23 protein-coding genes are annotated in these 21966 nt (G+C 58.3%); 10 read left to right on the forward strand and 13 right to left on the reverse strand.

The window, feature by feature from the left end; all coding sequences use genetic code 11:
- Positions 1-14 precede the first annotated feature (14 nt).
- The 5 genes from rsfS to IEW73_RS13020 all read right to left on the reverse strand — a co-directional run bounded on the left by rsfS (position 15) and on the right by IEW73_RS13020 (position 4778).
- Positions 15-434, reverse strand: a complete 420-nt coding sequence (gene rsfS, locus IEW73_RS13000; RefSeq protein ID WP_188675849.1) for a ribosome silencing factor — start codon at positions 432-434, stop codon at positions 15-17.
- Positions 435-458: 24 nt separating this feature from the next.
- On the reverse strand, positions 459-1067 hold the full coding sequence (nadD, locus tag IEW73_RS13005) for a nicotinate-nucleotide adenylyltransferase (RefSeq protein ID WP_188676917.1): 609 nt from the start codon (positions 1065-1067) through the stop codon (positions 459-461).
- A gap of 79 nt (positions 1068-1146) precedes the next feature.
- Positions 1147-2577, reverse strand: a complete 1431-nt coding sequence (locus tag IEW73_RS13010) for a vWA domain-containing protein (RefSeq protein WP_188675851.1) — start codon at positions 2575-2577, stop codon at positions 1147-1149.
- Between the two features lie 15 nt (positions 2578-2592).
- A complete protein-coding gene (locus tag IEW73_RS13015) occupies positions 2593-3450 on the reverse strand; it encodes an AAA family ATPase (protein ID WP_229676000.1) in 858 nt (285 codons plus the stop codon).
- 32 nt (positions 3451-3482) lie between these two features.
- A complete protein-coding gene (locus IEW73_RS13020; protein ID WP_188675854.1) occupies positions 3483-4778 on the reverse strand; it encodes a glutamate-5-semialdehyde dehydrogenase in 1296 nt (431 codons plus the stop codon).
- An 85-nt stretch (positions 4779-4863) separates the two neighbouring features.
- On the opposite strand from IEW73_RS13020, the gene IEW73_RS13025 reads away from it, so the two are divergent.
- The 10 genes from IEW73_RS13025 (at position 4864) to IEW73_RS13070 (ending at position 12138) form a co-directional block, all read left to right on the forward strand.
- Complete coding sequence (locus tag IEW73_RS13025) at positions 4864-5721, forward strand: ribokinase (protein WP_229676001.1); 858 nt, start codon at positions 4864-4866, stop codon at positions 5719-5721.
- Between the two features lie 151 nt (positions 5722-5872).
- Positions 5873-6394 carry a diaminobutyrate acetyltransferase gene (gene ectA, locus IEW73_RS13030; protein ID WP_188675860.1) on the forward strand — a complete coding sequence of 174 codons (522 nt, stop codon included), beginning with the start codon at positions 5873-5875 and terminating at the stop codon, positions 6392-6394.
- Between the two features lie 63 nt (positions 6395-6457).
- Entirely contained in the window at positions 6458-7765 is a 1308-nt protein-coding gene (gene ectB, locus IEW73_RS13035) for a diaminobutyrate--2-oxoglutarate transaminase (RefSeq protein ID WP_188675862.1), read from the forward strand.
- A gap of 31 nt (positions 7766-7796) precedes the next feature.
- Positions 7797-8195, forward strand: a complete 399-nt coding sequence (locus IEW73_RS13040) for an ectoine synthase (protein WP_188675865.1) — start codon at positions 7797-7799, stop codon at positions 8193-8195.
- Between the two features lie 104 nt (positions 8196-8299).
- On the forward strand, positions 8300-8635 hold the full coding sequence (locus IEW73_RS13045) for a hypothetical protein (protein ID WP_188675867.1): 336 nt from the start codon (positions 8300-8302) through the stop codon (positions 8633-8635).
- A gap of 211 nt (positions 8636-8846) precedes the next feature.
- The gene (locus tag IEW73_RS13050) at positions 8847-9713 is read left to right on the forward strand and encodes an NAD-dependent protein deacetylase (protein WP_229676002.1); all 867 of its coding nucleotides are present in this window, start codon (positions 8847-8849) and stop codon (positions 9711-9713) included.
- A gap of 101 nt (positions 9714-9814) precedes the next feature.
- A complete protein-coding gene (locus tag IEW73_RS13055) occupies positions 9815-10165 on the forward strand; it encodes an ArsR/SmtB family transcription factor (RefSeq protein ID WP_188675873.1) in 351 nt (116 codons plus the stop codon).
- A gap of 79 nt (positions 10166-10244) precedes the next feature.
- A complete protein-coding gene (gene arsB / locus IEW73_RS13060; protein WP_188676923.1) occupies positions 10245-11303 on the forward strand; it encodes an ACR3 family arsenite efflux transporter in 1059 nt (352 codons plus the stop codon).
- Positions 11300-11713: an arsenate reductase ArsC gene (locus IEW73_RS13065; protein WP_188675876.1), complete on the forward strand. Its 414-nt coding sequence runs from the start codon at positions 11300-11302 to the stop codon at positions 11711-11713. Before arsB ends, IEW73_RS13065 begins: the two co-directional genes overlap by 4 nt.
- Positions 11710-12138, forward strand: coding sequence for an arsenate-mycothiol transferase ArsC (locus tag IEW73_RS13070; RefSeq protein ID WP_188675879.1), 429 nt, complete (start codon positions 11710-11712; stop codon positions 12136-12138). The genes IEW73_RS13065 and IEW73_RS13070 overlap by 4 nt, the downstream gene beginning before the upstream one ends.
- Here the strand turns inward: IEW73_RS13070 and proB are convergent.
- The 8 genes from proB to folC form a co-directional block, all read right to left on the reverse strand.
- Positions 12127-13230, reverse strand: a complete 1104-nt coding sequence (gene proB / locus IEW73_RS13075; protein WP_188675882.1) for a glutamate 5-kinase — start codon at positions 13228-13230, stop codon at positions 12127-12129. The two genes, IEW73_RS13070 and proB, sit on opposite strands and share 12 nt — an antisense overlap.
- A gap of 2 nt (positions 13231-13232) precedes the next feature.
- A complete protein-coding gene (gene obgE / locus IEW73_RS13080; RefSeq protein ID WP_188675885.1) occupies positions 13233-14792 on the reverse strand; it encodes a GTPase ObgE in 1560 nt (519 codons plus the stop codon).
- A 225-nt stretch (positions 14793-15017) separates the two neighbouring features.
- On the reverse strand, positions 15018-15281 hold the full coding sequence (rpmA, locus tag IEW73_RS13085; RefSeq protein WP_188675887.1) for a 50S ribosomal protein L27: 264 nt from the start codon (positions 15279-15281) through the stop codon (positions 15018-15020).
- A 54-nt stretch (positions 15282-15335) separates the two neighbouring features.
- Complete coding sequence (gene rplU / locus IEW73_RS13090) at positions 15336-15644, reverse strand: 50S ribosomal protein L21 (protein ID WP_188675889.1); 309 nt, start codon at positions 15642-15644, stop codon at positions 15336-15338.
- Positions 15645-15843: 199 nt separating this feature from the next.
- On the reverse strand, positions 15844-19113 hold the full coding sequence (locus IEW73_RS13095; protein ID WP_188675891.1) for a translation initiation factor IF-2 N-terminal domain-containing protein: 3270 nt from the start codon (positions 19111-19113) through the stop codon (positions 15844-15846).
- A 453-nt stretch (positions 19114-19566) separates the two neighbouring features.
- Complete coding sequence (gene ndk / locus IEW73_RS13100; protein WP_188675893.1) at positions 19567-19980, reverse strand: nucleoside-diphosphate kinase; 414 nt, start codon at positions 19978-19980, stop codon at positions 19567-19569.
- A gap of 54 nt (positions 19981-20034) precedes the next feature.
- Positions 20035-20397 carry a DUF4233 domain-containing protein gene (locus tag IEW73_RS13105; RefSeq protein WP_188676925.1) on the reverse strand — a complete coding sequence of 121 codons (363 nt, stop codon included), beginning with the start codon at positions 20395-20397 and terminating at the stop codon, positions 20035-20037.
- A gap of 68 nt (positions 20398-20465) precedes the next feature.
- Positions 20466-21962, reverse strand: coding sequence for a bifunctional tetrahydrofolate synthase/dihydrofolate synthase (gene folC, locus IEW73_RS13110; protein ID WP_229676003.1), 1497 nt, complete (start codon positions 21960-21962; stop codon positions 20466-20468).
- Between the last annotated feature and the right edge of the window lie 4 nt (positions 21963-21966).

Raw genomic sequence — 21966 nt, forward strand, 5'->3', positions numbered from 1 at the left:
CATGGTCGACCGATTTAGTGATCCGTACCGTCTTCGGCTACATCTGCGTCGTGGTCGACAGCTGCGGGAACATTCTCAATGCCTTCAACCGGGATGACAGGGCAGTCTTTCCACAGGCGCTCAAGGCCGTAGTAGGAGCGCTCTTCACCGTGTTGGATGTGAACTACGAAGTCGACGTAGTCAAGCAGAGCCCAGCGGCCTTCGGAAGCACCCTCACGTCGAGTTGGCTTGAGGCCAATCTCACGGAGCTTTTCTTCAACATTGTCGACAATGCTGCTTACCTGACGCTCGTTTTCGCCGGTGGCGATGACAAAGCAATCAGTGATGACAAGATGCTCAGACACGTCGAGCACAACTACAGCGGTTGCCTTCTTTTCGTCAGCGGCAAGCGCGGCTATTCGGGATGCACGGATTGCGTCGTCAGATGCGGTCACGGGGTTCTCCTTGGTATAGGCAAATTACATGTATAACGAGCGTTTGGCGATGTATTGCACAACGCCATCGGGAACGAGGTACCAGACAGGGCGCCCATCACGGGCCCGGGCACGGCAGTCACTAGACGAAATTGCTAGCGCAGGAATTTCGATAAGTGTCACGGTGTCGTCTGGGTAGCCATCAAGGTGATGATCTAAGTGTTCAGTGTGAAGATCGTAGCCCGGCCGGCTGACTCCAACGAATTTGGCTAAGTCGAAGATCTCTTCCCACTTCTGCCACGACAGAATGTTTGCCAAGGCGTCAGCACCGGTAATGAAGAAAAGTTCGTCATGCGGATGCCGCTCACGGAAGTCCCGAAGCGTGTCTACGGTTCGGGTGATTCCTGCGCGATCAATATCAACTCGGCTGACTGAAAACCGGGGATTTGAAGCGGTAGCGATCACCGTCATCAGGTAGCGGTCCTCCGCCGCACTGACGTCACGGCCTTCTTTCTGCCACGGACGACCGGTGGGCACGAAGATTACTTCGTCGAGAAAGAACTTGTCTGCCACTTCACTTGCGGCGACGAGGTGCCCGTTGTGGATGGGGTCAAATGTTCCACCCATGACCCCGAGCCGTCGCCGAGTGCCCACACCGGACGGAGTCAACGGTGCGCCATGTTTGCCGGTGTCGTTCGCCGGGTCGGGTTGCACGAATGTTTACTTTACGTGCTCACACCGGCAGCAACCGCGCCACGACTGCCGCTAAGTGCTCAGCGGTGCGGCATTCGTGCATCGGAATGAGGTGTTTATACAAGTCGGCAGCGGAATCGCCGCTCCCCCATTGCGCCGCGGGTTCAGGATTTAGCCAGTGCGCGTGGCGTGCGCGGCTGACAAGTTCGGCAAGTGCTGCAAGGTTCGGGTCACGAAAATTTGTGCGCCCGTCGCCGAGAATCAGCAGGGAGGTTCGTGAGGTGACAGCTGTGTCGAATCGTTCGTTGAACGTGGTGAATGCGTTGCCGTAGTCAGAGTGCCCGTCGAAAGCTACGAGGCGGGTATGTTGGATCATGCTCGACACCGCTGTTCCCAATTCGGCGCTTGCGTCGAAAAATGAGGTCACTTCATCAGTTGAGTCGATGAAAGCGAAAATCCGTGTCTTCGAGAACTGCTCGCTCAGCGCGTTCACTAACTGCAAGGTGAAGGTACTAAACCCGGCGACCGACCCAGAAAGATCACATAGGACGACCAGTTCGGGCCGTGAGTGTTTGGGCTTTTGCGCCACCAAGTCGATGGGTACACCCCCGGTGGTCATCGATTTACGCATTGTTCGACGAATATCGATGGTTCCGGTGCGGAATTTCTTGCGGCGAACAGCAAGGCGGGTGGCGAGTAACCGTGCCAACGGAACCACGGTTGCCTTGAGCGCTTGCAGGTCTTGGTCGGATGCGCGAAGAAAATCAACTTGCTCCGCAACCTTTGGTACCGCGTAGGAGGTCACCTTTTCTACGCCAAGCCGTTGTGCCACTCGCCGTTGCGTTTCCTGCTCAACCTGCGCGCGGAATCGCCGCACAAACTCGGTTGCGTTTCGTTTGGCAACTTCGTGAGCGAACGGCTCCGCAGTCGTACCGCTGGGTTCGGTGGAAATGCGGTCAAGCAATCCTGAAAGGAGTTTTCCGAGTATTTGGTCCGGAGATATCGCTTGTAAAGCTTGATAGGCCGAATACGATTGGCCGTTGATTGATCGGTATTGGCCAAGCTCCTCGACAAGCAGGGTGACAACTTCGTCAAGTTCCGTCTTCGCCTCGTCTGAGTTGTCTGCCAGGAGCTCCGCAATAGTGTCTTGTAGCTTCGGAATATCGAGGTCGCCATCATCGTCCCGGGCTGGGTCAGCCGAACTCTCGTCATGGGCGGTTTTAGTGCCGACTGCGGCAGGAAACCAGAGGTCAAATAACCCGTCGAAGGTTGGGCGGTGAGTGTTTCGACGTACTAACGCGCACGCGAGTCCCTCCCGCACAACGGTCCGGTCAGCGAGCGCTAAGTGCGTGAGGACGCGCGCAGCATCGACTGTTTCCGCGGGACCGACAGGCACGCCTTTGCCACGCAACGCCTCCACAAATCCAACGAGGTGGCTCGCGATGGGATGCTGCGGTTGCTTGTCCCCCATGGTGTCGTCCTCGATCTAGTTGAGGCGCAGTTCGACGAGTGCGCGTTGCTGATCAACCTGATGCTTCAAAATTACGCCCAAGGTCGTGCGCACCGCGTCGTCGTTCATTTTTGATTCCCCAAGCGCGAGCAGAGTGCGCGCCCAGTCGATCGTTTCCGCCACCGATGGGGCCTTCTTTAGTTGCATTCCGCGCAGCGCCGTAATGACGTCGACGATTTTCTCAGCGAACTTGTCCGGCAGTTCGGGCACTCGAGCTGCGAGAATCTTCCGTTCTCGAACTGGGTCAGGGTAGTCCATGTGGAGGAATAGGCAGCGCCGCTTCAGCGCTTCGGATAATTCTCGCGTGGCGTTTGAGGTGAGGACGGTGAAGGGCCTGCGGGTAGCTTCGATGGTGCCCAATTCCGGCACTGTGACGGCGAAATCGCTGAGGACTTCAAGCAGTAATCCCTCAAACTCGATGTCCGCCTTATCCGTCTCGTCAATCAACAGCACGGTCGGGTCGGTGCGTCGAATTGCGGTCAGCAGGGGCCTCGTGAGCAAGAACTCCTCAGAAAAAACATCGTCGCGAGTGTCTTCCCAGCTATTTTCGTGTGCCGCCTGAATGCGCAGAATCTGCTTGGCGTGGTTCCATTCGTACAGTGCCCTGGCCTCGTCGACGCCTTCATAGCACTGGAGTCGAACGAGCTCAGCGCCCGCAGTTTGGGACACAGCACGGGCAAGTTCGGTCTTGCCTACTCCTGCCGGTCCTTCGATCAGAAGGGGTTTCCCGAGCCGGTCGGCGAGAAAAACCGCAGTCGCAGTCGCGGTATCTGCCAAGTAGCCGGTTTCAGCGAGGCGTTCGAGGACATCGCTTGGGGATGAAAAAAAGTTCACGCAGACCCTCTCGAAGGTGGGGATGGGACAGATTAAACGGGCCTGGTGTGGCCTTGTCCCCAGACAATCCACTTAGTGGAGGTGAGTTCCGGCAAGCCCATGGGCCCGCGAGCGTGCAACTTCTGTGTGGAGATACCAATTTCGGCGCCGAAGCCAAACTGCTCGCCGTCAGTAAACGCTGTAGACGCATTCACCATCACTGCCGCCGCATCTACGCGACTGGTGAACTCTCGAGCAGCTGCGATGTCTGCTGTGACGATCGCTTCGGTGTGGCTGGTGCCGTACTTCTCAATGTGGGCGATAGCCTCATCAATTCCGGCGACAACCTTTACCGCCATGTCGAGGCTGAGGTATTCGTCAGCCCAGTCATCCTCACCGGCGGCGACCATGCCGGGAAGGTCGCCATGCAGTGTCACTTCGGCGTCCTCTAGCGCGCCAACAAGCCTGGGCAAAGCGACTGGTGCAATTTGTTCATCGATAAGCAGCGTTTCAGCCGTGTTGCACACGCTGGGACGACGTGTTTTTGAATTCAACACAATGTTCTCTGCGATATCGAGGTCAGCCGCGGAATGTACATACACGTGGCAGTTCCCGACACCAGTTTCAATCGTAGGCACGGTGGCATCGCGGACCACCGCGTTGATCAGGCCTGCGCCTCCGCGCGGAATTACCACGTCGACGAGGCCACGCGCCTGGATGAGGTGCGTAACAGTAGCGCGGTCCTCGGTGGGCAGGAGTTGCACTGAATCAGCTGGCAGTCCGCTGTCTACCAGCGACGTGCGCAAAACATCAACGAGCGCAGTGTTCGAGTTGGATGCCGAACTCGAACCCCGCAACAACACTGCGTTACCAGATTTCAATGCAAGGCCGAATGCATCGACAGTGACGTTTGGTCGTGCCTCATACACAATTCCGACCACACCGAGGGGCACTCGCTTCTGCACAAGTTCAAGCCCATTAGGCAGTGTTTTTCCTTGCACTACTTCGCCCACTGGATCGTCGAGTCCCGCGACCTGGCGGAGCCCTGCGGCGATCCCGTCGACGCGGGCTGGCGTGAGGCGGAGTCGGTCGAGCAAGCTTTCTTCAGTTCCGCTGGCTTTCGCACGCTCAATATCGTGGTTATTGGCCGCAATAATGGCGTCTACTGCGCCTAGAACTGCATCCGCAGCAGCATGGAGCGCACGATTTTTCTGCTCAGCATTGAGCAAGGCTAGGGTTCGCGAGGCCACTCGAGCACGGCGGGCGGCGTTATGAACATCGCCGCGGAGATCTTGTTCGCCGTCGTTTGCACCGTCGCGCTTTGCATCAATTGTCGAGCCAGATGTCATGTTCACAGGGTAGCCGGTTGAATGAAGGAAGATCTCACTACGGTTTGCTGATTCGCAGTGGCGGCACCGTGCCATGCTATTGGTTATGAGTCGCATCGGTGTCGTAGGTAGCGTCAACATTGATTTGGTGACTACCACCACGCGCCTACCTCTTGCTGGTGAAACTGTGCGTGGGACCTCCTACGCTGAGATCCCGGGCGGAAAAGGCGCTAACCAGGCTAAGGCTGCGTCACATCTCGGCGGTCAAGTGTGGTTCCTTGGGGCTTTGGGAACTGACCGGTTTACGCCCGTGTTGCGCGAATCCCTTGAAGTTGCGGGAGTCCACGTACCTGAGTTGCGCCAGGTTGAGGGCCCTTGCGGTGTCGCCGCTATCACCGTAGATGCCGGTGGAGAAAACTCCGTTGTGGTGGTGGCGGGAGCGAATGCGACCATGACAAAACTTAGTGTTGAGGACCGTCGACGGATAACTGAGTGCGACGTGTTGTTGCTGCAGCTAGAACTCCCTATCGAGATTGTTGAGGAGGCGGCAGCGTTGGCGTACCGATCGGGCACGGTTGTCATGCTCAATGCTTCGCCTGTCATGGAACTGTCGCCCGACTTGCTGGCCACAACTGATGTTGTGGTGGTGAATGAGCGCGAAAGCAACTTCTTCCATCGAGAGTTGCACCGTGTGCGTCATGTTGTGACGACACATGGTGCTGATGGCGCTCGCTACCGCGGCCCGGGCGGCGGGAGCATTGACACGGTTCCGCCTCGCGTTGACGTCGTTGACGCAACAGGTGCTGGCGATGCGTTTGTTGGAGCCTTGGCGGCGTTTTGGCACAACGGAGTGGACACGGCATTGCGGTGGGCGACCGCGTCTGGCGCTCTGGCGACGACGCAGGCTGGTGCGTTCGCTCCGCCGTTGACGCTGGTTGCTGAGTACGTCGACCACAACCGTTAGGCGGCCGCTATCCCTAATACACTGCTAAGATTATTTCAATATGACAATGGTCACACATGCGCCTTACCCAGCGGAAACGAGACCCAAATGACAACAAGCAACGCGACCTACCCTGACAATTCACCCCAGCGTTGTTAAAGTTGAAACACCGATGAAACCTGACATCGAAAACTCAAACACCGCCCGCAGCGCGGTGCGTTTCCGCTTTCCTGAAATCTCTGACGGGATTCGATTGTGGGAAATCGCCCGCGATTCACAAGTTCTAGATCTAAATTCCAGCTACTCATACGTGTTGTGGTGCCGAGATTTCCGTGAATCTTCCGTCGTCGCTGAAGTCGATGGACGAGTTGCGGGATTTGTTACCGGTTACTTCCGCCCACGCGACCCCCTGACCATCATGGTTTGGCAAGTCGCAGTCGATAGCGACTATCGCGGGATGAAAATCGCCCACAACATGCTCGATTGGCTGCTCGACCAACCGCCCGTGCAGCGCGCGACCCACCTCGAGACAACAATTAGTCCCGACAATGGTGCGTCAATCGCATTGTTTACGTCGCTAGCACGGTCACGCGATACCGAAATTGTGCGAAGTGATTTATTCCCACCGGATCTTTTTCCCGACAGTCACGAGGCTGAGGATCTCTACCGAATTGGTGAGTTTCCGCCACGCTGAATGTCAATTTCCGTGCGCTACGCGTAAGTATCGCTGATTCGCAATTCCTCAAGGAGAACAGTTATGACCATTGCCGATTTGCCCTCTGACCAAAAAGGCGAGAAGCCCGGCACCGGACAAGGACTGCCTAGCATTTTCGCATCGCGCGAGTCCGAAGTCCGGAGCTACTGCCGCGGCTGGCCCGCAACCTTCACCACAGCGAAAGGCGCGTGGATCACAGACACGACCGGACGCAAGTTCCTCGACTTTTTCGCCGGCGCTGGATCGCTGAACTACGGCCACAACCATCCCGTGCTCAAAGAAGCACTCATGGATTACATCGGCAAGGACGGCATCACCCACGGTCTAGACATGGCCACAGTGGCGAAGCAAGAGTTTCTTGAAACCTTCGAAGAGGTAATTCTCAACCCGCGCAACCTTGACTACAAGGTGCAGTTCCCCGGTCCGACCGGAACAAACTCTGTTGAGGCCGCCCTCAAGCTCGCACGCAAGGCGACCGGTCGCGAAGCGATCATCAACTTCACCAACGCGTTCCACGGCATGACGCTCGGAGCCCTTTCCGTCACCGGAAACTCCATGAAGCGCGCCGGTGCCGGTATTCCTTTGGTCCACGCGACACCAATGCCATACGACAACTACTTCGGTGGTGTCACCGAGGACTTCCAGTGGTTCGAGCGTGTTCTCGACGACTCAGGAAGTGGCATGAACCGCCCCGCGGCGGTCATCGTGGAAACAGTCCAGGGCGAAGGTGGAGTGAACGTAGCTCGACCAGAATGGATCCGCGAACTTGCACTACTGTGCTCGCGTCGCGACATTCTGCTCATCGTTGACGATGTCCAGATGGGCTGTGGACGCACCGGACCGTTCTTCTCGTTCGAGCTTGCAGGAATCACACCTGACATCGTGACGATCTCAAAGTCCATCAGTGGGTATGGCTTGCCGATGGCGCTGACCTTGTTCAAGTCGGAACTCGACATTTGGGGTCCAGGCGAACACAACGGCACCTTCCGCGGAAACAATCCGGCCTTCGTGACGTCCAAGGTCGCGCTAGAGACCTTCTGGTCCGACAACGGCCTTGAACTAGACACACCTCGCAAGGGTCAAAAAATCGCCGACGCTTTTGAAGCTTTGGCCAACGAAGTCGGTGGCGTCAAGCACCGCGGTCGCGGTTTGGTCCAGGGTCTTGTGTTCGACAACCCGGAACTCGCGCCTGCAGCATGCGAAATCGCGTTCAACAATGGTTTGCTCGCTGAAACATCTGGCCCATCAGACGAGGTCGTCAAGCTGCTGCCACCGTTGACTATCACTGACGAAGAAATCGATCACGGGCTCGAAATTTTGGTCGACGCTGCGAAGCAAGTTCTGCGCTGAGCCACCACCGATCACACGAAAGGGGTCGCTCATGATTGTGCGTACCACTCAAGAAATCACTGATACCGAGCGCGATGTCACCGCCGAGAACGGCAACTGGCGCAGCAAGCGGATCGTCCTTGCCGACGACCGGGTGGGGTTCTCGTTTCACGAGACAACCATCAAGGCTGGCACAGTCAACGAGTTTCACTACCAAAACCACGTTGAGGCTGTGTGGCTAGTTGAGGGACGCGGAAAGCTGATCGACCTCGACAACGACGAAGTGTACGAACTGGGACCCGGTTCGATGTACCTTCTCAACGGCTTCGAAAAACACCGCATTGAGGTGGATGAGCAGATGCGCATGCTGTGCGTCTTCAATCCCCCGGTAACCGGTCGCGAAGTACACGACGAAAACGGCGTGTACCCGCTGATCACACTCGACGACTAACACACGGTCCTCGCTCTGGTACCCACGGCGCTCTTCGGGGCGTCGTGGGTACCGATGTTTGCGCACACAGTAAACATGGGAAGATCCGTGGAAAGGAGATGCGCATGAACGTACCGGTTGATACTCCAAGTCGATTAGAGAAGATCAGTCTGATTCTCGCCTTGGTCAGCGCAATAGTTTTGTCGATCGCCGCAGTCGTCGAATCCTCGTGGGTGCTGGCGATCGCCGCCATCATTCTCGTGCTGTTTGTTGCGGGGCTCGGCAACACGTACCGACGTAGCAGCCAGAGCGCCAAGATCGCTGGTTCCCTCTCCCCCGACGACATTCGCAGCATTACTGGCGATGAGACGGACAGGGTTCTCCAGATTCGAGCTCTGCGAAGGCGGTACCCCGCGCTGACGTTGAGCCACGCAGTCTTCCTCGTTGACAATTTGCCGTAAAACGAAAAATCCCCAGGTATTGTTAACGACTTTGGGTTCCGTCTGGTAACGAAACGCTTGAGGGCGTTTGGATAAACCACACATCCTCGATAGCGCCTGGTATACCGGAAGGTACGCGGGGCAGCAAGGGAAGGTTGCCCCGCGTTTTATCTCTGTGATGCGAACTGTCGTGTTGTCGCCGCGACTGCTCATTTTCTTTATCCTGAGTAGGGTGAACGCAGACGCAACGGTAGATGGCACCACCTTGGCTCTCGATGAGCACGAGGCGCTTGTCCGCTCAATCGAAGTGCTGGCAGCGCAAAAGGTGGTCACCCTAACCGGCGCGGGACTGTCGACGGATTCTGGGGTTCCTGACTACAGGAGCCCCACTGCGCCGAAACGTACTCCGATGACCATTTCGCAGTTTCTCGCCACCCCTCAGGCACGCCAGCAGTACTGGGCGCGTAATCACATCGGGTGGCGATTTATTGATTCGCGGGAACCAAATCGGGGCCATCGTTCGCTGGCAGCACTTGAGCTCGGCGGTGTCGTAACGTCGTTGATCACCCAGAATGTAGATCTGCTGCATTCCAAGGCGGGGCATCGCGAGGTCATGGATCTGCACGGCACCTACAAACAGGTGGTGTGCCTCAACTGCGGCGATGTGCTCGACAGGACTGACCTGGCGAGAGAACTTGAGTTAGCAAATCCGCATTTTGCTCACTACACCGAAATCGACGGGCTAGAGATCGCGCCTGACGCCGACGCGGTGGTAGCCGATGTGTCGTCGTTTCAGGTGGTTGATTGTCCGCGGTGCGGAGGGATTCTCAAACCTGACATAGTTTTTTTCGGAGAGTCAGTTCCCAAGCCGCTTGTGGAGCGGGCGTTTGCGGCGGTAGACGCCGCGTCAGCGATGCTGGTTGTTGGCTCATCCCTGACGGTGATGTCTGGGCTTCGCTTTGTTCGATACGCAGCACGACAAGGGCTGCCGATCGTCATTGTTAATCGAGGCCCTACGCGCGGCGATGACCTCGCTACGGTGAAAGTTGAGGCGGGGTGCTCTGAAGTGTTGAGTGCGCTCGCCGATGTGCTGCATTGAGCTGATGCATTGACCTGACGTTCTTGGTCTTGCCCCGTTTTAATTGTCGGAGTCGTGTACCCGACTTGATCTAAGCCATAGACGGGTGTCAATATAGACAGATGTCTAATCAAAGTGGTGGCTCGGACATTCTCACCAACGTCACACCCAACCACGCTGACGCCCTTGCGCGAACCCTCAAAGCCCTCGGCGACCCCATACGGCTTCGAATCGTCAGTACGATCGCGGCAACCCGCGAACCCGACGTGTGCGTATGCGACATCACGGCAATGTTCACCGTCTCGCAACCCACCATTTCCCACCACCTCAAGGTGCTCAGGGAAGCTGGAATCGTCGACTGCGAACGACGGGGCACCTGGGTGCACTACTCACTCACCCCCAGCGTGACCCCGCTCATCGAAGCAATTCTCAGCACCACCCCGCCTGAGGCGAACACATCCAACTGCTGCTGAACCCCCTACACCATCAAGGAATCCACCAGTGAGCTCACCAGCACCGGCCCAGGTCGCGCACCCCGCGATTGTCGGCAAAATGTCCACCCTGGACCGATTTCTCCCCTTCTGGATTGCACTCGCCATGGCTGCGGGACTCCTTCTGGGCCGATTCGTTCCCGGTCTTGGCGATGCCATCGATGGAATTAAGATCGACGGAATCTCACTTCCCATCGCACTCGGCCTTCTCATCATGATGTACCCCGTGCTCGCCAAAGTGCGCTACGACAAATTGGACTCCGTCACGGGCGACCGGCGACTCCTGCTCAGTTCCATCGCCCTGAACTGGATCTTCGGCCCCGCACTCATGTTCGCCTTAGCCTGGATATTCCTCGCAGACCTACCCGAGTACCGCACTGGGCTCATCATCGTCGGTCTCGCCCGATGCATCGCCATGGTCATCATCTGGAACGACCTCGCCTGCGGTGACAGAGAAGCTGCTGCCGTTCTCGTCGCAATCAACTCTGTCTTCCAGGTCTTCATGTTCGCCATCCTCGGCTGGTTCTACCTTTCAGTTCTTCCCGGGTGGCTCGGCTTCGACCAAGCTTCGATCGACGCCTCCCCGTGGGACATCGGACGCTCAGTGCTGATCTTTCTAGGGCTTCCGCTCCTCGCTGGTTTCCTCACCAGGTACTACGGCGAAAGAATCCGAGGCCGTGAATGGTACGAAGCGAAGTTCTTGCCGGTAATCGGCCCCTGGGCTCTGTACGGTCTCCTCTTCACCATCGTGATGCTCTTTGCACTGCAAGGCGAACAGATCACCTCGAATCCATTTGACGTCGTTCGCATCGCGCTCCCATTGCTGGTGTACTTTGCGCTCATGTGGATCGGCGGCTACATCGTCGGCATCCTTATCGGACTCAATTACGCCCGCACCACCACGCTGGCGTTCACCGCAGCAGGAAACAACTTCGAACTGGCCATCGCCGTCGCGATCGCTACCTTCGGCGTCACCTCGGGACAGGCCCTCGCCGGTGTCGTGGGACCACTCATCGAGGTGCCCGTACTCGTCGGCCTTGTATATGTCTCACTGTGGCTGCGCAAGCGGTACTGGCCGAGCGAAAACCCAACGTCGAACACTGTAAGGACAGCGAAGTGAAAGCTAAACCAAGCGTACTTTTCGTCTGCGTCCACAACGCGGGTCGATCACAGATGGCGGCGGGCTTTCTCACCCACCTCTCGAACGGTGCAATTACGGTTCGATCAGCGGGAAGCGCACCAGCGGACAGTCTCAATCCCAACGCCGTCGCAGTAATGCTGGAGCATGGAATCGATATCACAGCGGCACAACCAAATGTGCTCACCACCGAAGCTGTCGAAGCATCTGATGTGGTCATCACCATGGGTTGCGGGGACGCATGCCCCGTCTTCCCCGGGAAAAGCTACCGCGACTGGGCACTCGACGACCCTGCCGGGCAGGGTGTTGAGGCCGTCCGCGTTATCCGCGATCAGATTCGAACCCTCGTGGAACAACTCATCGACGAACTTCTCGTGGAGGTTAAGTCATGACCGAAAAGCTGCCGTCAGTTCTGTTCGTGTGCAACCGAAACGGCGGAAAATCGCAGATGGCCGCTGCCCTCATGCGGCATCACGTCGAAGCGGCAGCCGACATTTTTTCAGCTGGTACCGACCCAGGCACGAAGCTCAATGGTGAGTCGGAGCAGAGCCTTCACGAGATCGGCGCAACCCTAGACGGTGAGTTCCCCAAGCCCGTCGACCAAGATGTGCTGGACCGAGCGACTGCGGTTGTCATCCTCGGAACGGAAGCTCAACTAGACACGACTCGCGACGGGATTGAACGGTGGGTCATCGATGAACCGTCCGAGCGGGGCATCCATGGCATGGAGCGAATGCGCCTGATCCGCGACGATATCGACAAACGAGTCATCGACCTGATTGGTCGCTTGGGAATTTCGCCGCAGTCAGCGGACTAGAGGAACCAGATCGTCGGCATGAATCACAGGCCGACGGAACTCAGATGGCAGCTCCCCGGTAGATTTGCCAATCATGCTCGTCAGTTCGCTCGCGTCGTAGGCAACTACGCCGCGAGCGACACGGGTGCCGTCGACGGCGCACACATCAACAACGTCACCACCGAAGAAACGCCCAACGACACTTGTTATCCCCGCGGGCAACAGTGACCGCCGTTTCGTGAGAACTGCAGTGACAGCGCCGTCGTCGAGGTGCACTGCACCGCTGGTGTCCGCGGCATGCCGCACCCAAAACTTACGCGCCGACATGCGTTCAGGACGGGCAGCAAACACGGTGCCAACTTCAGCGGTAGATAGAGCATCAGCGGCACGGGAAGCAGCTGTCAGCAGAACGGGAATGCCAGAATCCGCCGCCAACCGTGCAGCTGACAGCTTCGACGCCATTCCCCCAGTTCCAAGCGCGCCACCACTCCCCGCGATAACACCGTCGAGATCGTCAGGCCCAGTGACTTCGGGAATCAACCTGGCACCACCGCGCCGCGGGTCGCCGTCATACAAGCCATCGACGTCGGACAGCAGAACCAGCGCATCCGCCCCGATCAAGTGCGCCACAAGCGCCGCTAGTCGGTCGTTATCGCCGAACCGAAGTTCCGTGGTTGCGACCGTGTCGTTTTCATTGACCACAGCCACCGCATGCAGAGTTCGCAAACGATCAAGCGTACGTTGCGCGTTGCGGTGCTGCGCGCGGCGTGCGATGTCATCCGCCGTCAGCAACACCTGGCCAACGGTGCGCCCATATCTCCCGAACGACACAGCCCACGCCTGCACCATGGCGAGTTGCCCGACGCTCGCCGCAGCTTGTTTGGTAGCAAGGTCTTGCGGACGCTTCTTGAGCCCAAGCGGGGCAATCCCAGCGCCAACAGCACCGGACGACACCACCACAAGGTCCGATCCCGCGCGCATCCGGGCCTCACATGCATCAACAAGTTCGTCGATGCGGGACTGCTCCAGGCCGCCCTCAAACGTAGTGACGGCCGACGATCCCACCTTGACGACAACGCTGCGCGCCGTGGCGATGGATTCGCGAACATTCATCGCTATTCGTCGCCCCCGCGCTCGTCTGTGCTCGTGTCTTCTGCGCTTGACTCCTCTAAGCGAGGGTCAACTTCGCTCAGGCCGTGCGAGCTTGAACCAACGATTGGGGCGTCCTCTGGAGCATCGACCAGGCCGCGACGGACCCGTTTGGCGAACTTGCGTTCGTGCGCCGCCACTCGATGTGTCTGCTCAAGCCGAATATCGGTACCACGGCCGGTCAGAATGTGATCTTTACCTGCAGGGGTTTGTGGATCGAAGTCGAATGTCACGCCACCAATGGTGACCGCAGCACCTTCTTCCGCTCCGAGCTTGAGAAGTTTGTCTTCCACCCCGAGCCGGTTGAGTCGGTCCGCGAGGAAACCAACGGCCTCGTCGTTGTCGAACTGAGTTTGGCGGATCCACCGTTCAGGCTTGGTGCCCCGAACAATAAATCCACCTTCGATCGATGGGTCCGGTGTGACCGTAAACTCGTCTTCCTTCGCCAACACTGGCCGAATAACCTGGCGGCGTCGAGTCTCTTTGGGGTGCGCCGCGCGATATTCCTCGACGAGTTTAGCCAGCGCAAACGACAACTCCCGCAGACCTTTTTGCGCCACCGCGGAGATCGAAAATACCGGCCACCCCTGCTTTTCGAACTCTGACCGCACAAATTCAGCAAGCTCAGCGGCCTCGGGCACATCGATTTTGTTCAAGATAACGATGCGTGGCCTGTCGCGAAGCGCTCCAAGTCCAGTATCGCTGTCGAGGGAGGGAATGTATGCGGCGAGTTCCGCCTCTAGCGCTTCAACATCTGACACAGGGTCCCGGGCCGGGTCGAGTGTTGCGCAGTCCACCACGTGCGCGAGCACAGCACAGCGCTCAATGTGGCGGAGAAAATCAAGCCCGAGCCCTTTACCTTGGCTCGCTCCTGGGATTAGGCCGGGAACGTCCGCAATGGTGTAGGTGACACCGCCAGCTTCAACGACCCCAAGGTTGGGGCGGAGCGTGGTGAAGGGGTAATCCGCGATCTTGGGTTTCGCGGCCGACAGTACTGAGATCAGGGACGATTTTCCGGCTGACGGAAAACCTACGAGGCCAACATCAGCAACTGATTTGAGTTCGAGAACGATGTCACAGCTCTCGCCTTCCTCACCCAGCAGTGCAAAACCGGGTGCGCGGCGCGCTTTGGACGCTAGTGCCGAGTTTCCTAAGCCACCCCGTCCGCCTCGTGCGACGACGAGCTCGGTGCCTTCACCCACGAGGTCGGCGATGAGTTCGCCCTTTTCAGTGAAGACAACGGTGCCCTCAGGGACCCGCAGCACGAGGTCTTCGCCGTCGGAGCCTGCGCGGTTGTTGCCCTGGCCCGCTTTACCGCTGGTGGCTTTGGCGTGCGGTCTGAAGTGGAAGTCGAGGAGGGTGTGCACGCTGGCATCCACCACAAGAATTACGCTTCCTCCACGACCGCCGTTGCCGCCGTCTGGTCCGCCGAGCGGTTTGAACTTTTCGCGGTGTACGGATGCGCAGCCGTGCCCACCGTTGCCTGCCTGTGTGTGCAGGACTACGCGGTCGATGAATCGTGCCACTGGTGCATCCTCTCGCGCCGTTGATTCTGACGCTTATTCGTGCTCATCCGGGGTGCGCCCTGATGGGTGTACTTGCTTTTAAGAATAGTTTTGCCCGCTTGCGCGAGCATCTTATTTATTTCTTGCTGTGAAACGACACATGGGGCGGGCCCTAGGGCATAGTTGCCCAAGCCCGCCCCATGTGTGAGAGCGTTACCGCTTCGGAACGAATGTGTTCCGGTGTGCTTAAACCTGCGCCTGCGCGGGCACGATGTTCACTGTCTTGCGACCGCGCTTGCTGCCGAACAGCACTGAGCCGGTGGAAAGCGCGAACAGTGTGTCGTCGCCGCCACGGCCTACGTTTTCACCTGGGTGGAAGTGGGTTCCACGCTGACGTACGAGGATTTCTCCGGCATTAACGAGTTGTCCGCCGAAACGCTTAACCCCAAGCCGCTGAGCATTGGAATCGCGCCCGTTACGGGAACTCGATGCACCCTTCTTATGTGCCATTTGTCATTCTCCTTGAAGCCCTGAAGTCCGAAGCGTAAATCTTCGAACCGTGGATTAAGAGTTGATTCCCGTAACCTTGAGCACGGTCAGCTTCTGCCGGTGCCCCTGGCGTTTGTGGTAACCAGTCTTGTTCTTGAATTTGTGAATGCGGATCTTCGGGCCCTTGGTCTGCTCGACAACTTCCCCGGTTACGGAGGCGTTTGCCAACGCAGCGGCGTCGGAGGTTACTTCTGCGCCATTGACAACGAGGGCAACAGGAAGCTCAACTGCAGTGCCCGGAGCACCCTCGATCTTCTCGACCTTCACGAGGTCACCAACAGCAACCTTGTACTGCTTGCCGCCGGTTTTGACGATCGCGTACATGGAGGGCTACCCCTTGCTTAATCAAACGTGTGTACTCGCACCGCAAGTGCGGTACGACTGGTCTACTTGCTGGCTGGCCACGGCGCATGCATACCTGATGAAAGCGCAGCATAAATGGATATCGCCGGGCAGCGACTTTCCAAGGCTAGTGGACCGAGGCCAGTCTGGTCAAACTGACCTCGGATTCCACCGGCTCTCATTACACCGACTCGGATCCCACCGGCTCAGATGCAGTTGCCGCATCGTCCACCGGCGGCCCTGCTGGACGTCCAGCAGTGCGTCGCCGACGCTGTACCGGCCGTGCGACAACAACAGCCTCCTGCGATGGCACCGCAGTGCTAGGGCCTGCCGACTCTGAGCTACCGGCTGCGGCTTCAGACTCAACTCCGACGGTGAACACTGCTTCCGTGGATGTACGTTCACTCGTCGAGCCTGCAGCGCGCCGCACGCGGCGTCGGCGTGGCAACGGCGCGGAAGCGCTGTCGGTCGGTGCTGCAACTTGTTCAGGCTCAGCAGCCTTAACGACCTCAGCAGGCTCAGCAGCCTTAGAGACCTCTGCGACATCTGGCACCGTGGCGGTTTCGGCAACCTCGACCGCATCCGGCACTGCGGGCGTTTCAGCCGATGCGGGCGTTTCAGGGGCCTCCGCTGCCTGAGCAGGGACCTCCCCTTCATCGGCGCCCTGTGTGGTCATCGCCAAAATCATCGGGTGCTTCGCGTGAATCTCAGCTTGCGCCTTCAATTCCTCCACCGGCACGGCTGGAGGAGCAATTTCGGTGGCGACTTCCTCGCTTACCTCAGGCTCTGGTTCGACGCGGACCTTAGCTCGTCTCGGACGCCGGGAACCGCCAGCACCACGATCAGGTTCTGGTTGGGTCTCGACTGGCTCGTCATGCATGATCAAGCCGCGGCCGTGGCAGTGGTCGCAGCACGTAGAGAAGGCCTCAATAAGGCCTGTCCCGATGCGCTTCCTTGTCATCTGCACAAGGCCAAGCGACGTAACCTCGGACACCTGATGACGGGTCCGGTCACGTGCCAACGCCTCCGTGAGACGCCGCAGAATGAGGTCACGGTTCTGCTCGAGAACCATGTCGATGAAGTCAATCACCACCATGCCGCCGACATCACGCAACCGTAGTTGGCGCACGATCTCCTCAGCAGCTTCGAGGTTGTTACGGGTAACTGTCTCTTCGAGGTTGCCACCCGAACCTGTGAACTTGCCGGTGTTGACGTCGATGACGGTCATCGCTTCGGTGCGGTCGATGACCAGTGTGCCGCCTGAAGGCAGCCACACTTTTCTATCGAGTGCCTTCGCGATCTGCTCATCGATTCGGTAGTGCGCAAAGACGTCGGTGTTGCCCTCGTGCTTGCGAACACGGTCGACGAGGTCAGGCGCAACCTTGCGGACGTAACCCTCAACGGTGTTCCACACACGATCGCCCTGTACGACGAGGCTTGCAAAATCCTCGTTGAAAAGGTCGCGGACAACCTTAACCAGTAGGTCAGGTTCCTCGTACAACGACTTCGGGGCGTTGCCCTTCTCCGATGCAACCTGCTCGGAAATTGACGCCCACAGTTTCTGTAGCCGATCAACGTCGCGACTAAGTTCGTCGGCAGCGACGCCTTCTGATGCTGTTCGGATGATGACACCCGCATCATCAGGAACGATATCGCGCAAGATGTCCTTGAGACGTTTACGCTCATTCTCTGGCAACTTCCGGCTGATCCCTGTCGAGGACCCGTCCGGGACGTAAACCAAGAAACGACCCGCCAACGAAATCTGAGTTGTCAGCCTTGCGCCCTTGTGCCCAACGGGGTCCTTGCTCACCTGGACAAGGATCTGGTCGCCAGATTTCAGCGCCTGTTCGATCTTTCGTGAACTTCCGCCAAGTCCAGCGGCGTCCCAGTTGACCTCACCGGCATACAAGACACCATTGCGGCCCCGACCAATGTCAACAAACGCCGCTTCCATACTTGGCAGCACGTTCTGAACACGACCGAGGTAGATGTTTCCAACAATCGACCCGGAAGACGCACTCGTCACAAAATGCTCGACGAGCATTCCATCTTCGAGCACACCGATTTGGGTGGTAGTCCCCGACTGGTTGTTGGCACGCTTCTCACGAACAACCATGACGCGCTCAACAGCTTCGCGGCGAGCGAGGAACTCCGCTTCCGTCAAGATCGGCGGGCGACGCCGTACTGTGTCCCGGCCATCCCGACGGCGCTGCCGCTTTGCCTCCAACCGCGTCGAGCCAGAGATACCCTGAACTTCGTCTTTGCGGGCTTTGTTTCGCGGTTCACGCTCATGGACGACTGTGTTTGGCGGATCGTCGACGACGGCTTGGCTATCAGCGTCGTCCGATCCGCCCTTCCGGCGGCGTCGACGGCGACGGCGACGTGTCGACGATGACGATTGGTCGTCGTTATCGGAGTCGTCGTCGTTGTCGGTGCTCGCCGATGTGTCGGCATCAGCATCGGTGCTGTCGTCAGCTTTGCCATCGCGATCACTTTGCTGACTACGAGTCGAGTCTGCGTCTGCAGCCTTGCTCCCCGCGTTATCGGAATCCTGGGAGGCATCGGCGGTGTCACCTTTACCAGCGTCACCTTTACCTGCGTCACCTTTACCAGCGTCACCTTTACCAGCGTCGCTTTCCGATCCCGAGTCGTCGGAACCGCCAGACTCGGGTGAACCGGCATCGCCTTTGCCGCGGCCCCGGCCACGCCTACCTCTGCGACGGCGGCGGTTTCGCTTGTTGTCGTCTGAGCCGTCGCCGTCGTCGTCCTGGTAATCGCCGTCGTCTACACCGGGCTTTTCAGCTTTCGTTGTGGCAGCGTCGGCATCAGCGTCGGCCGCTTTGCTCTTAGCGTCTGGCTTCTTAGGCTCCGACTTTTGGGCATCCGACTTCTGGACATCCGGCTTCTGAGCGTCTGGTTTCTGGGCGTCCGGCTTTTGAGCATCACTGGCCGAACCGCCGTCGTCTGCATCGCGACGCGGCTTTCGGGTACGTTTTCTCGCCTTACGTGCCTCTTCCTCAGCGTCAATCTCTGGCGGAGGCAAAAACAGGGGCGGACCGACGTCAACTGCGACATCGTCTCGCACACTTTCAGGCGCGGCCGTGCCCGCAACGGCCGAGAAAAGCGACGGCTCCGGTGCAGGCGCATCAACGCGCGGCGCGGCGGCGGAAGTTAAGTCGTCAGCAGTAGAGGACGGTAAATGAACAGAATCCCAGACACGTTCCGCGACGTCACGCTCCACTGTGGAATGCGCGCTACGAAGCTCGTGCCCTTGATCCTTGAGGGTTGATAGAAGTTGCTTGCTGGTCTGTCCAAGCAGCTTTGCGAGTGCGTGGACACGCATCTTGGCGGGGAACACTGGGCGTGAGTCCTCACTGTCGGCGGACTGAGCTGCGGCTTCTCCGCTTGTGTTCAGTTGTGTTGTTGTGTCGGGCGGCGCTTTATCGGCCACTTATACTCCTCGAGCCCCCGGGCGCGTCTTACGCGGCCACACAGGGACATAAGCTTGCTCACACCCGGTCCGGTGCGAGATCGTCGGTAGGTCTGTCTGCGGAGGCGCACCAAGAATGCTTCCCGGTGTGTCCCCACGTTGGGATTTCACATTTCGTTCGCACAGGGCATTTTCCGCAACACCAGGATGCTCATCAGCGCGTTGCGGTAGTAAATCGCCGCGCATGAAGCTACATGGCCTAGTGTGCCGAACTTGCTGTGAAAGCCCAGCAGCAGTACGCAAACACCTTCGCTGAGGCTATCGACGATCAACCTCGTCGCGCACAATGATGCGCTGCTACCCCTCCACTATCCCACACTCTGCGGCAAGAACCTTCCCAGATGAGAAAGACTCGGCGTCGCAGCGCGCTAGCACTGCTCCGCCGAGCCTTCAAATAAAACGTCGATGCTTCCGTTAGGGCAGGTCAGGGAACCACAACGAGATTTCTCGCGCAGCTGACTCGGTCGAGTCAGAACCGTGCACAATATTTTCCTGGACCTCCAACGCGAAATCGCCGCGTACTGATCCTGGAGCAGCTTTCTCGACTGGGTCCGTTCCGCCGGCAATCTGACGGAAGGCAGAAACAGCGCGAGGCCCCTCCACGACAATCGCGACCACGGGGCCGGAAGTAATGAAGTCGAGGAGTGACTGGTAGAACGGCTTGCCGTTGTGCTCTGCGTAGTGCTGTGACGCAAGATCTTCTGTCACATTTTTTAGCTCTAACGCAGCCAGCTTCAATCCACGGCGTTCGATACGGACAAGGACTTCTCCGACGAGGCCACGGGCAACGCCGTCGGGTTTGACTAGTACTAAGGTGCGCTCACTCACGCGCCTAGCCTAACTGGCAGATCTCATTCCCGTGTGTGCGGGACTGGGTTTAGTTCAATTCTGTTCGCCACTGTCGTCAGGAACCGACGATATTTGTTGACTCGGCAATATTCCTTGGTCAAGGCGTCGAGCGATATCCCGCCGAAGGTAGAGAATGTACGCCCACACAGAAGCAAAAATAAGACCAAGCACCCCGAGCGTGATGTTGATGACGAAGGTCCCGATCATCAAGACCTGAAGTGCGAGGTCGAACTTCAATGCCCATGGCCGACGTTGCAAACCTGAACCAACAATCATCAGCGCCGCGAGTCCGATGATGTAGCCGCCGGAAACCCATGTCACTCCATCGCCGACGCGCCACACCACTGGCAAAGCGAGCAGAACGACTATGGCTTGCAGGATCAATGTTCCAGCCATGACGCCCCGCAGACCTTTCCACGGGTCAGGTGCAGGTTGTTGCTCGGCTTCGGGTGCTAAATCATTGCTCACGAAGGCTCCTTTCCGAACATGCTTCGGGCGTTACCTGCGGTGACAACCGATCCCGTGATCACGATGCCAGCTCCAGAAATACGGTCGGGCGATGATTCAGTATCTTCCGCACGGACGACTGCCAACTCGATGGCGTCACTCAGGTTCGGTGCGACGAGCACGCGATCTTCGCCAAATCGCGGTCGCGCATACTCGGCAAGCTCCTCTGGCGGCATCGCACGGGGCGACCCGTTTGAGGTGACGATGATTTCGTCGAACACTGTCTCGAGAGCGTCCAGAATGCCCATGACGTCTTTGTCGGCCATCACCGACACCACACCGATGAGGCGACGGAAATCGAACTCATCTTGCAGCGTCCGAGCGAGGGCCTGGGCGCCATGTGGATTATGTGCGGCATCAAGAAACACTGTTGGTGCCGCCCGGACACGTTCCATGCGTCCAGGGCTGGTCACCGAGGCAAAGGCGTCGCGCACGGAATCAATGTCGAGACGTCGGTCCTTGCCCGCGCCAAAAAATGCTTCCACCGAAGCCAGCGCCAGGGAGGCATTTTTTGCTTGGTGCTCTCCGTGCAGTGGCAGGAAGATGTCTTCGTACACCCCACCGAGTCCCTGCAGCGTGAGTTGCTGTCCTCCCACCGCGATCTTCCGTTCGAGGACGAGGAATTCGCTGCCAGCCCGTGCCACGGAAGCATCGGCATCAACGGCTTGCTTCAGTAGGACGTCCATAGCTTCGGGATGCTGCTCGGCAATCACCGCGACAGTGTCGGTGGGGATAAGCTTCTCCGGCGCTCTCTTGATGATGCCGGCCTTCTCCGAAGCGATCGCAGTTAGCGTGCTGCCCAAGTACTCGGTGTGATCGGTGCTGATTGGGGTTATTACCGCCACATCGCCCGTGATGACGTTGGTGGCGTCCCACGTGCCACCCAGGCCAACTTCAATCACACCAACGTCGACGGGTGCGTCAGCAAACACAGTGAAAGCCATAGCTACGAGCACTTCAAACTTGCTCATCCTAGGACCACCCGCCGCCACCGACTTTTCGTCAATCATGGCGATGTACGGCTCTAGTTCGCGGTAGGTGTCGATGTAGGTACGCGGACTAATGGGTGCGTTATCGACGCTGATGCGTTCCGTCGCCGCCTGCAGGTGCGGGCTCGTTGTCCGTCCCGTCCGTTGGCCCATTCTCGTCAAAAGCGCGTCAATCATCCGCGAGACGGATGTTTTTCCATTAGTCCCGGCAATGTGAATCGACGGGAACGATGAATGGGGCTCACCGAGAACGTCCAGGAGCAACGAAATGCGCGTCAAGCTTGGTTCGATCTTGGTTTCCGGCCAACGCTGATCAAGTTCGGCTTCCACCTCAGCCAGTTCAGCGAGATCCTCAGCAGACGGCAGAACCACGATCGGTTCATCTGGATCATGAGTGGCCTCATCGTCTCCAGTGACCCCGAGCGCCTTGAGGATGTCGGGTCCATCCATGTCATCAATATTCATTTAC

Source organism: Hoyosella rhizosphaerae (assembly GCF_014643175.1).
In the GTDB taxonomy this organism is placed as follows: domain Bacteria; phylum Actinomycetota; class Actinomycetes; order Mycobacteriales; family Mycobacteriaceae; genus Lolliginicoccus; species Lolliginicoccus rhizosphaerae.